9 protein-coding genes are annotated in these 11,496 nt (G+C 31.5%); 3 read left to right on the forward strand and 6 right to left on the reverse strand.

What is annotated here, in order from left to right; all coding sequences use genetic code 11:
- The first annotated feature begins 196 nt into the window (after positions 1 to 196).
- The 3 genes from U9O55_00130 (at position 197) to U9O55_00140 (ending at position 2,820) form a co-directional block, all read left to right on the forward strand.
- Positions 197 to 1,405 carry a cysteine desulfurase family protein gene (locus tag U9O55_00130; protein MEA2088240.1) on the forward strand — a complete coding sequence of 403 codons (1,209 nt, stop codon included), beginning with the start codon at positions 197 to 199 and terminating at the stop codon, positions 1,403 to 1,405.
- 1 nt (position 1,406) lies between these two features.
- Positions 1,407 to 1,790: an iron-sulfur cluster assembly scaffold protein gene (locus tag U9O55_00135; protein MEA2088241.1), complete on the forward strand. Its 384-nt coding sequence runs from the start codon at positions 1,407 to 1,409 to the stop codon at positions 1,788 to 1,790.
- A gap of 193 nt (positions 1,791 to 1,983) precedes the next feature.
- Positions 1,984 to 2,820 (forward strand): deoxyribonuclease IV, encoded by an 837-nt coding sequence (locus U9O55_00140; GenBank protein ID MEA2088242.1) that lies wholly within the window; start codon positions 1,984 to 1,986, stop codon positions 2,818 to 2,820.
- A gap of 144 nt (positions 2,821 to 2,964) precedes the next feature.
- On the opposite strand, the gene U9O55_00145 is transcribed toward U9O55_00140, so the two are convergent.
- From U9O55_00145 to secA, 6 genes are all read right to left on the reverse strand, one after another.
- A complete protein-coding gene (locus U9O55_00145; GenBank protein ID MEA2088243.1) occupies positions 2,965 to 4,083 on the reverse strand; it encodes a sigma-70 family RNA polymerase sigma factor in 1,119 nt (372 codons plus the stop codon).
- A 73-nt stretch (positions 4,084 to 4,156) separates the two neighbouring features.
- Positions 4,157 to 4,861 carry a DNA alkylation repair protein gene (locus tag U9O55_00150; protein MEA2088244.1) on the reverse strand — a complete coding sequence of 235 codons (705 nt, stop codon included), beginning with the start codon at positions 4,859 to 4,861 and terminating at the stop codon, positions 4,157 to 4,159.
- A gap of 165 nt (positions 4,862 to 5,026) precedes the next feature.
- Entirely contained in the window at positions 5,027 to 6,835 is a 1,809-nt protein-coding gene (lepA, locus tag U9O55_00155; protein ID MEA2088245.1) for a translation elongation factor 4, read from the reverse strand.
- A 3-nt stretch (positions 6,836 to 6,838) separates the two neighbouring features.
- A complete protein-coding gene (locus U9O55_00160) occupies positions 6,839 to 7,324 on the reverse strand; it encodes a DUF3750 domain-containing protein (GenBank protein MEA2088246.1) in 486 nt (161 codons plus the stop codon).
- Between the two features lie 63 nt (positions 7,325 to 7,387).
- Positions 7,388 to 8,599 carry a Fic family protein gene (locus U9O55_00165; protein ID MEA2088247.1) on the reverse strand — a complete coding sequence of 404 codons (1,212 nt, stop codon included), beginning with the start codon at positions 8,597 to 8,599 and terminating at the stop codon, positions 7,388 to 7,390.
- Between the two features lie 82 nt (positions 8,600 to 8,681).
- Positions 8,682 to 11,492, reverse strand: a complete 2,811-nt coding sequence (gene secA, locus U9O55_00170; protein MEA2088248.1) for a preprotein translocase subunit SecA — start codon at positions 11,490 to 11,492, stop codon at positions 8,682 to 8,684.
- Between the last annotated feature and the right edge of the window lie 4 nt (positions 11,493 to 11,496).

The raw sequence follows: 11,496 nt of genomic DNA on the forward strand, positions 1-11,496 counted from the left end.
CGGTTTTTGTAATGACAATTATGAAATTGGTCCAGGCGTTGGTATATTGGATCCAGGTGGTTTTGTTGGCCCCCCAGGATGTTTATAAATCAAAAAATTTTTTGTCTAAAAATTTTCTTAAAACAATAAAATCATAAATAAATTATGCTAATCTTAAATAATCTCTGCTATGATTAAGCAGGGCAAAATGAAAAATATGAAAAAGAAAAAAATTTATTTAGATTACGCCGCGACAACTCCTGTTGACAAAAAAGTTTTAAAAGCAATGCTGCCATATTTTAAAGAAAGATTCGGCAATGCTATGTCAATTCATTATTTTGGGCAGGAAGCTATGCTCGCGGTTGATAAAGCTCGTTCGCAGATAGCAAAATTTTTTAATTGTTTTTCAAAAGAAATTATTTTTACATCAGGTGCCACAGAAAGCAATAATTTAGCTATTAAAGGAGTGTCTAAATTTTATTTTTTAAAAAATAAAAAAAAACCGCACATCATCACAACGCAATTTGAACATAATTGCGTTCTTAATTCCTGTAAAACATTAGAAAAACAAGACAGAGCAAATATTACTTATTTGCCGATTAATAAAGACGGAATTGTAAAATTGGACAGTTTGAAAAAAGCGATTAAAAAAAATACGATTTTAATTTCCATTATGTATGTTAACAATGAGATTGGAACAGTTCAGCCAATAAAAGAGATTGGAAAAATAATTAAGCAAAAAAATTCAAAAAGAAAAAACAAAATTTTATTTCATACAGACGCGACACAAGGCATAAATTTTTTTGATATGAATGTTAAAAAATTAAACATTGATTTGCTTTCTTTTTCAGGCCATAAAATTTATGGTCCAAAAGGAGTTGGCGCGCTTTATGTTAAAAAATCAACGCCTATCAAATCTATTCAGGACGGTGGCGGGCATGAAAACAAAATGCGCGCTGGAACACATAATATTCCAGGAATTGTAGGTCTTGGCAAAGCAATTGAGATTATTGCCAGTCAAAATAAAAAAAAAGAAAATAAAAAAATGTTAAAATTAAGAGATTATCTTATTAAAAAAGTATTAAAAGAAATTTCAGGATCATATCTTAATGGATCGTTAGTAAAAAGATCGCCGAATAATGCTCATTTTAGAATTGACAACGTGGAAGGGGAGGCAATGCTTTTGTCATTAGATAAAGAGGGTATTGCCGTTTCAACAGCTTCGGCTTGTTCTGTAAAGGATTTAAAACCGTCTCATGTTCTTTTGGCAATAGGATTAAAACAGGAACAGACACACGGATCTTTGCGTTTCACTTTAGGAAGACATACTACAAAAAAGAAAATTGATACCACAATTAACGCATTAAAAAAAACAGTAAAAAAACTGCGTAACATTTCAGGCAATTTATTAGATGAATTTAAATAATATGAAATATTCAAAAAAAGTTTTAGAGCATTTTTCTAATCCGCGGAATCAGGGCAAAATAAAAAATCCTGATTCAGTTTCTATGGTTGGCAATCCTGTTTGCGGAGACATAATGCGTTTTTATATCAAAGTAAGCAAAAATAAAAACGGGAAAGAAATAATCAAAGATGTTAGTTTTGAAACACTTGGCTGCGGAGCCGCGATTGCGGTTTCTTCTATGGTTACTAATTTAGCAAAAGGAAAAACGTTAGAACAGGCAATAAAAATTAATTTAAAAGATGTAGCAAAAGAACTGGACGGGCTTCCATTGGAAAAAATGCATTGCAGTAAATTGGCAACAGACGCCCTGCAAAAGGCAATTATGGATTATAAAAATAAAAAATAAATTTTGATTTCTTTAAATTACAAAACTTTCTTTTGTCATTCCCGCCACGTATCTGAGCACGGGATAAACTCCAGCGAGAATTCAGATTCTACGCGATAAACACTGAATTCCTCCCGATGAATATCGGAACGGGAATGACAGACAAAAGTAAAAGCTAAAAAGATAATGCATTTTGTAATTCAAAGTAATTTGTATGAATATTGGTTGCCATATTTCAATCGCCAAAGGAATTGAAAAAACGCCTGAAAAAGCGGCTAATTTAGGATGCGAAACAATGCAAATTTTTAGCCGTTCCCCTCGCGGAGGAAAAGCAAAAAAAATAACAAAACAAATTATCCATCAATTCAAAATTCAAAATTCAAAATTCAAAATTCGCGAAGTTTATATTCACGCACCATATTATATTAATTTTGCTTCCGCTAATAACCACATTTGCTATAGCTCGGCAAAAACAGTACGTGAGGAATTAGAAATGGCAAGCTTGTTAGGAGCTAAATATGTAATAACACATTTAGGGTCATCTAAAGATGTCGGCAGAGAAAAAGGCATTAAAAAAACAATCAAAATGCTTTCTATATCCATTAATGGATATAAAGGTTCTACAAAACTTCTTTTAGAAAACACAGCTGGTTCAGGAAAAATTATTGGCAGCAGTTTTTCAGAACTGGCAAAAATTATAAAAGGCGTTGACAAATTGGCTATCGCGGGAGTTTGTCTTGATACCCAGCACAGTTTTGCTTCTGGATATGACTGGAAAAATTTTGATAAAACATTAAAAAAAATTAGCAAAGAAATAAATTTAAAATTAATTAAATTTATTCACGCTAATGACAGCAAAGTTGAATGCGGTTCGCGAAAAGATCGCCACGAGCATATTGGAAAAGGAAAAATCGGGTTAAAAGCTTTTAAAAAAATCGTGAAATTCGCTGTTGAAAATAATATAGATATGGTTTGTGAAACAGAAGAACACGGAGTTATTGAAGACATAAAAACGCTTAAAAAATTTAGACAGCTTTTTGTTCAAGGATAATTTTGTGATGAAAACGATTTTTAATTTGTAGCGAATATTTTGCGAAAAAGGCTGTTATAAATTATAAACAAAATAAAAAAATGAATTTTAAATTTATATAAAAAAGCGGTCTGTTCAGAAAAATCTGAACAGACCGTGTTTATTTTATAATAATTTCCGCATCCCTTGTTTTTTCGCGGCTTTTCTTAATTTTATTATTGCTTTTACTTCTATTTGGCGAATACGTTCTCTTGATATACTAAATCTTTCGCCAATTTCTTCCATTGTGTTCTCGCTTTCTTCGTTTATTCCAAACCTTAAACGAATTATTTTTTCCTCCCTTAATGATAAAATATTATCGCTGATCAACATGCGAATTTTTTGAGTTATTTCATTGTCTGCGATAATTGTTTCAAAAGGAACAATAGATAAATCAGCAACAATGCTTTCTAGTTCGTCTTTTTTTTCATCTCCAATTTTATATTTCAAAGATTTTGGCGGAAGAGGTATATCTTGTATCATTTCTGCTTTTTCTTTTGATAATCCTAACGATAAAGCAGCCTCTTCCATTGTTTTTATTTTTTTACCTTCTTTTTCTGCCCATAAAAGGGCTATTCTGCATCTTCTCTGAAGTTCCCACATTTTGTATGGCAATTCTATCACATTGCCTGCTCTGATTTCTCGCTGCATAGTTTGTTTTATTTCCCAATCAACATAAGTTGATAACCTGCCAAGCTTATAATAAAATGGATATATTGCTTTTATCAAGCCTATATTGCCTATCTGAATCAAGTCAATAATATCAAGAGAACCAGAAATATAATATTTAGCTTTGGTTTCCCATGCGATAGAATTTACCAAGCGAAGATTACTCGCTACCATTACATTTACTGCTTTTTTAATTTGAGCGATATATTCTTGGCAATTAACGCATACAGAAACAGCTTCTTCATCTTGATTATTTTCAAATATTTGGTTCAGCTTGTTTTCTATAACCTTGACAGTTTTTTGTCTTGGAACAATTCCGCAATAACAAATATTTTTTTTCTCCCTATCTTTTAATCTATTTTTTTCAAGATAAGTTTTTATCCTTCTAAATTCATTTTTTTCTGATTTTATTATTATTTCTATTAGCCTATTAAACGCTGTTCTCATCTCTGTGTTTATTTTTCTTTCATCTTCAACGGAAATACGTTCTATCTTTCCGATCTCACTTCTATATTTATTGAATGTTTGTTTATTAATATCCACGTATCGCCTGTTATTGCCATTATTTCCACTCATATTTTTCTCCTTAATATAATGTCATTTTAGATTATAGCCGAAGTATATTTTTAAAATTTTAAAGAGCAAATTTTTATTTTTTTAAATAGAATTTTCTTTTTTGATTGCTGAATTTTTCAATAGAATATCTTAACATCACCCTCGGCATTTTTTTATAATACTTGTTTAAAAATTCTTCTTCAACTTTTTGATTTCGTTTTCCAACTTCCCTTAACATCCAACCAACAGCTTTATGAACTAAATCATGTTCATCATTTAATAAAATTTTAGAAATTTTTAAAGTATCTTTGAAGTCATTATTTTTTATAAAAGCAAAAGTCGCTATAACCGCAATTCTTCTTTCCCATAAATTTCCAGATTTCGTGAGTTTGTATAAAATATTTTTATTTTTATCTAATAAAAATTCTCCGACAATTTTTGGAGCGGAAATATCAACCAGATCCCAATTATTAACATATTTTAAATTTTTCAGATAAAAATTAAATATTTTTTCTCTTTCAATCTCGAATTTTATCTTACTAAATCTATTAACAAGGATAACAAATCCAAGCCATCTATAATCGTGAATTTTATTGTTTGTTAATTGTTTTAATTCAGAATAACTTAAATTTTTAAATTTGCAAGCTATTTTTCTAATATCTCCCATTCTAACTCCAATAAAAATATCCCCCTCGCCATATTCATCTTTGCCTGTTTTAAAATATTTGGCAAGTTTTATAGCGTGAACGGGGCAAGAAAATTTTTTTAATTCTTTTTTAATTTTTTCTAAATCAGACATAAAATATTCTGTCATTCTGAATTTAATTCAGAATCTATATAATTATTCACAAATTATTGTTTTAATTACGCAAATTCTGGATAAATTTTGGAGTTTATCACGATGAATATCGGGGCTATCGCTTAAAAATTTTCCAGAATGACAAATAAAAAAACACGGATAATCTTATCTTTTTAAAACTGAAATAAACGCTTCTGTTGGAATATCAACTTTACCTTTGCCCATTGCCATCATTTTCTTTTTTCCTTTTTTCTGTTTTTCTAAAAGTTTTCTTTTTCTGGTCACATCTCCTCCATAAAGATTAGCAGTCACATCTTTTCGCATAGCAGACAGCCTTTCAGCCGCGATAATTTTTCCGCCAATAACAGCCTGAATTTTTATCACAAACATTTGTTTTGGAATTGAATTTTTTAAAGAATTAACAATCTGTTTCCCAACTTTGAACGCTTCGTCTTTATAAACAATTGATGATAGCGACTCTTCCATATCTTCCGCGATTAAAATATCCAATTTCACGACTTCTGTTTTTCTAAATTCTAAAAATTCATAATTTAACGAAGCATATCCTGACGACATACTTTTTAGTTTGTCATAAAAATCAACCAATAAAGAAGTCAAAGGAACCTCGTAATGAAGCACGGCTCGCGTTTCATCCAAATATTCCGTATTTTTATAAATTCCATGCCGTTCCTGAACCAAGCCCATAATCGCCCCTATATAATCTTTTGGCGTGACAATATCTAAATTCATAATCGGCTCTTCAACATATTCAATGCTTTCCTGTCTTGGCAATTCCTGCGGATTGCGGATTTCAACAACAACCCCATCTTTCTTTTTTACCCTGTATTTTACTGATGGCACTGTTATAATTAAATCTAAATTATATTCTCTTTTTAAACGTTCTTGCACAATATCCAGATGTAACATTCCCAAAAATCCGCAACGAAATCCATAGCCGAGCGCCGGCGAATGTTCTGGCTCATAAAAAAGCGCGGCGTCATTTAATTTCAGCCTGTCCATTGCTTCTCTTAATCTCGCGTAGTCGCTTCCTTCTTTGCAAAAAATGCCTGAAAAAACCATTGGTTTAACTTCTTTATATCCAGGCAGAGCGGGAATGTTTGAATTAGCAATTATTGTGTCACCGACCCTACAATCAGAAACGCTTTTAAATCCGGCTATAATATATCCTATTTCTCCAGCTGATAATTTATTTGCTTTTACTAAATGCGGTTTGAAATATCCAACTTCCAAAACTTCGCCATCTGTCATAGTTTTTGAAGTAATTATTTTATCGCCAGCTTTTATATTCCCGTCAACAATTCTGACATAAGCTATTACACCTTTATACTCGTCATAAACAGAATCAAAAATCAAAGCTTGCAAACCGTTTTTTTCTTTTTTAGGTGACGGCGTTTTTTCAATCACTTTTTCTAAAACTTCTTTTACTCCTTCGCCTGTTTTGGCTGACACTAATAAAATTTCTTTTTCATCGCATCCGATTAAATTTGTAATTTCTTTTTTAACTTTTTTAACATTGGCGGCTGGAAGATCAATTTTGTTTAATACAGGAATTATTTCCAGATTTTGTTCAATCGCCAGATAAAGATTTGCCAAAGTTTGCGCCTGTATTCCTTGTGTCGCGTCAACCAATAAAATCGCGCTTTCCACGGCCGCCAAAGACCGCGAAACTTCATAACTAAAATCAACATGCCCAGGCGTATCAATCAAGTTCAGAATAAAATTATTTCCCCCTTTGATAAAGGGGGTTGGGGGATTTTCAAGATTATATTCCATTCTAACTGGCTGAAGTTTAATAGTAATTCCCCTTTCTCTTTCCAAATCCATCTGGTCTAAAAGCTGTTCTTTCATTTTTCGTTTTTCAACTGTTCCCGTCAATTCCAAAAAACGGTCAGCCAATGTGGACTTACCGTGATCAATATGCGCGATAATGCAAAAATTTCTGATGTTGGTCATAGATTAATTATTAATTTTCATATTATACTCTTTTCCAAAAGCGTTCCATGGCAATTTGAATTTAAATTTTGGAAAATGATTAAGTATATTTTGAACATAAGTATTACTATTTGGACCTGTGGGAAAATATTTGTCACAAAAGGGATGATTCTCTTTGGAATTTTCTATAAAATCTAACATTCTTTTTGCGACAGATTTTTCATCTCCCTCTATATATCCTATCATCTTTGCTTTCCAACAATATCGTTTATAAAATGGAATAATTTCTATTCCGCTAAAACACGGAAAATAATTTAAATATAAATGCCCCCAGCTTAATTTATATTTACTTTTTCTAAATAAAACATCCCATCGTGAAATTTTTCCTTTTTTAACGCACACAAACCAAGGATACGCGGCAAAGGAAAAAGGAATATTACAAGGGAATACAAACAAAAAAACCTGATATTTATCTGTTTTAATTAATTTTTGAAAATCTTTTATTTTCATTTATAAATAAAATTATTTTCAAAAATAACATTATTATTACGCATAAAAATAAATTATTATTTTTTAAGATAATTTAATATCATACGGTAAATATGATAATCTTTGCTGTGTAAAATCAATCCATTTTTTAAAAACTTTGTCTTCAGGCGTTTGCAAATTTAATCTATAATAAACAGCCCGTCCTGCCTTGCGTTTTTTAAGCGTTTTATTTTCAACAGCTCTTTGCAAATAAGAAACAAATGTTTGTCTTGCGATTTTCTTTTTAGAAATTTTAAATAAAGTTTTAAATTGCAATTCACGCCGCCTGATTAATGGCTTAAGAACTAATTTAATTCTTGCGTCTTCAATCTTTTTTTCTAAAAATTCGCTTCTTTTAATTTCTAAACTTGTCTTAAGCACCGAAATAATTGATAAAACAACAGCCTCTAAAACAAAAGAAGTAAAATGATTTAGATTTTTTCTTTCTATTGAATAAAGCAAATATTTATAATATCTATCTTTTTGTTTGTGATAATAATATGATGTGCTATAAAGGTTTTTAGAATTAAGTCCTAAGCCACGGAACAAAATATGTTCTAAAATTCGGCAAACTCTTTTATTACCATTGTGAAAAGGATGAAGCGCGTAAAGCGCTGTATGAAATATTGCAACGCCGTTAATTGAATTATTGTCTTTGATCCAAGCTATAAGTTCTTTAACGCCGGCAGGTATCTTTTCATAAGACGGAGGTTTGTAACCCCAGACTCTGATTGTGTCATTGTCCCGCCATTTTCCTGATTTGTAAACAGTGAAACTAGGCAAATATTTATGAAATACATCCAGCCCTTGCGTCAACTGTGAATGAATATTTTTAATAAAATTAGGCGATAATTTTTCTATCTTAAATGGCTCCTGATTTAATTTTCTGAATGTTTTAGCAATATTAAAAAATTCTAATTTTTCATAATCTTTTTGAGTTAGCTTTTTTTTGTTTTTAATTTTCTTTCTGATAAAATCGTATTCATTATTTTGCAATACAAAATTATACACATCTTGGGCTTCTTTTAAGGTTAATGAAGACTCCTCAGCTTTAGAGATAGCAAAAGAAGCCAATAATTCATTTTTACTAATTAGATTTCTCTCAACTTCTGGATTCATAAATAGATGTTCATACTCTGATAATTCTTTATCCAATTTAACAACTTCTTCATCTTTAAACGGCAGCAGTTCGGGAACCAGCGCAAATTTTTTCAAAAAATCCTGAGAGAATGGATTTTTTATAGTTTTTTTATTCATATAATCAGTCTAAAATTGGTCTAACAATTAGTCTAATATTTAGTCTAATTTAAGTATATTAAAATTGTGAATAAAGTCAAATTTATTTCCCGCAACATTTTTTAAACTTCTTTCCGCTTCCGCATGGGCATGGATCATTTCGTCCGACTTTTGCGCCGTCTTTATTAATTGTTTTTTCTGGAACCATGTCTTTTGCATTTCTATTATCTGTTTCTTTTGCCATAACGCTACTGTTAAAACTATCGTTATTTCCTGTTTTTTGAGGAGCATTCATCCATGTATTGTCGGTATTCATTACAGCTGGCGCGAAATTTTGAACCAAACCGACTTTATAAATACTGTAGACAACTTGTCTTTGAATTAGATTTACCAATTCAGTAAACATTTTATAAGCTTCTTTTTTATATTCAACTAAAGGATCTCTCTGTCCATAACCGCGCAAACCTATTCCAGATCGAAGATGGTCAATCGCGTCAAGATGTTCAATCCATAAATTGTCAATCGCCCGCAATATTACTTCTTTTTCAATATTTTTAAAATTCAAATCAGCTTCTTTAATTTTTTGTTTCATTGTTTCATAATCCTGTTTTGCCAAATTTGTTAAATAATCTATTATTTTGCTTCTTAGCTCAATTTTATGGTTTCCATTTTTTTCTTTAACGGGAATTTTATCCAAACCAATTCTTTTTTCTTTTGGAAAAGGAAAAATCGTGTTTGCCACTTGATAAATTTCTTTTAAATTCCAATCGCTTGTATTTTCAGCAGCAGTATGAAACATCACAACTTGATCAATTTCGTTTTCTATCATATCAAAAATAAATTCATATAAAGAATTATATTTTTTTTCAACTTCCATCTCATCTCTAACTTTTTCATCTTGTTCATATAGAGCCAACGCTGTTTTTCTTTTTTTGTAAATCACTTCCCTGTGCTTGTTGATTACATCATCATATTCAACCAAATGCTTTCTAATATCAAAATTATTTCCTTCAACTTTTTTTTGCGCCTGCTCAATTGAACGCGATATCATTCTATTTTCAATAGGCATATCTTCTGGAAAATTCAGTTTTTCCATTATTCCTTTCATCCTTTCTCCGCCGAAAATTCTCATTAAATCGTCTTCCATTGAAACAAAAAATTGGGTTGAGCCGGCATCGCCCTGCCTGCCTGAACGTCCTCTTAATTGATTATCAATACGGCGGGATTCGTGCCGTTCAGTGCCGATAATATGCAAACCGCCGGCTTTAATAACTTTATCGTGCGCTGTTTTCCATTCTTTTTCGCTGTTAAAGTTGTCTTTTGCTCCGCCAAGAATAATATCAACTCCTCTTCCAGCCATATTAGTCGCGACTGTAACAGCTCCGACTTTTCCAGCGTCAGCGATAATTTTTGCCTCTCTTTCGTGATTTTTTGCGTTTAACAGCTCGCATCTAACTCCTTCTTTATTTAACATTTGCCCTAACTGTTCGTTCTTTTCAATTGAAATCGTACCAACCAAAACTGGCTGGCCTTTTTCATTACATTTTTTTATTTCTTCTATTACGGCTTTAAATTTTCCTTGTTCGTTTTTATATATTCTGTCTGACTTATCGATTCTAATCAATGTCTTATTTGTTGGAATTTCAACTACTTCTAATTTATAAATTTTACTGAACTCTTCAGCTTCAGTCAATGCTGTACCAGTCATTCCGCTTAATTTATTGTATAAGCGAAAATAATTTTGAAAAGTGACTGTTGCTAAAGTTATACTTTCTTGCTGAATTTTTAAATTTTCCTTTGCTTCAATGGCCTGATGCAGTCCTTCTGAATATCTCCTGCCAAACATTAAACGCCCTGTAAATTCATCAACTATAATTACCTCTCCGTCCTTAACAACATAATCTTTGTCTAATTTGAATAATGTCATTGCCTTTAACGCTTGCTCAATATGATGCACATCCCTGATTCCGCCAGATGTGTAAATATTATCAACGCCAAGCCATTTTTCCATTTTGTTGATTCCTTGTTCCGTTAAAGTCGCGGCATGCATTTTTTCATCAATGTTATAATCCTCGTCTTCTTGCAATCGTTTTACTAAATTAGAAAATTTATAATATTTTTCTGTTGATTCTTGCGCTGGAGCTGAAATTATTAAAGGCGTTCTGGCTTCGTCGATTAAGATGCTGTCAATTTCATCAACAATCGCGTAGTTTAATTCTCTCTGCGACATTTTATCTAAACTTTGCGCCATATTATCACGCAAATAGTCAAAACCATATTCATTATTAGTGCCATAGATAATGTCCGATTGGTAGGCTGTTTTTCTGTCAACTTCTTGCAAATAATCATCAGCGATTTCCACGCCTGTGTCTTTTTTCTCATCTTCTTCGTCTTTGGTTTCTTTGTATAAAAAAGCTTTTTCATGGATAATACATCCGACAGAAAGCCCAAGTAGATTATAAATTTGCCCCATCCAAGTCGCGTCTCTTTGCGAAAGATAATCATTAACTGTAATAGCGTGCGCGCTTCTACCTGTTAAAGCGTTAAGATAAATTGGCAAAGTGGCTGTTAATGTTTTTCCTTCTCCTGTTTTCATTTCTGCTATTTCTCCGCGATGGAGAACAATCCCGCCCATCAGCTGGCAGTCAAAATGCCTTTGTCCTAATGTTCTTTTAGCGGCTTCTCTGACCAGAGCAAAAGCGTTTGGCAAAATTTTGTTTAAAATTTCATTTTCTTCTTCTTTGTTTTTTGCTTGTTTGATCTCTTTTTTAAATTCAGCTGTTTTTTCTTTTAAAGCGCTGTCAGAAAATTTTTCGTATGCTTCTTCTAATCCATTAATTTCAGAAACTATTAATTCCAACTCTTTAATAATTTTTTTATTGCTATTTCCAAAAAGTTTGTCTATTAAAAACATAAAA

It is taken from the genome of Patescibacteria group bacterium (genome assembly GCA_034660655.1).
GTDB lineage: Bacteria > Patescibacteriota > Patescibacteriia > JAACEG01 > JAACEG01 > JAACEG01.

What these genes read in the sequence shown, in the direction of transcription:
- secA (MEA2088248.1), bottom strand. Translation starts at nt 11,492, where the DNA reads ATGTTTTTAATAGACAAACTTTTTGGAAATAGCAATAAAAAAATTATT.
- lepA (MEA2088245.1), bottom strand. Translation starts at nt 6,835, where the DNA reads ATGACCAACATCAGAAATTTTTGCATTATCGCGCATATTGATCACGGT.
- U9O55_00165 (MEA2088247.1), bottom strand. Translation starts at nt 8,599, where the DNA reads ATGAATAAAAAAACTATAAAAAATCCATTCTCTCAGGATTTTTTGAAA.
- U9O55_00135 (MEA2088241.1), top strand. Translation starts at nt 1,407, where the DNA reads ATGAAATATTCAAAAAAAGTTTTAGAGCATTTTTCTAATCCGCGGAAT.
- U9O55_00140 (MEA2088242.1), top strand. Translation starts at nt 1,984, where the DNA reads ATGAATATTGGTTGCCATATTTCAATCGCCAAAGGAATTGAAAAAACG.
- U9O55_00145 (MEA2088243.1), bottom strand. Translation starts at nt 4,083, where the DNA reads ATGAGTGGAAATAATGGCAATAACAGGCGATACGTGGATATTAATAAA.
- U9O55_00130 (MEA2088240.1), top strand. Translation starts at nt 197, where the DNA reads ATGAAAAAGAAAAAAATTTATTTAGATTACGCCGCGACAACTCCTGTT.
- U9O55_00150 (MEA2088244.1), bottom strand. Translation starts at nt 4,861, where the DNA reads ATGTCTGATTTAGAAAAAATTAAAAAAGAATTAAAAAAATTTTCTTGC.
- U9O55_00160 (MEA2088246.1), bottom strand. Translation starts at nt 7,324, where the DNA reads ATGAAAATAAAAGATTTTCAAAAATTAATTAAAACAGATAAATATCAG.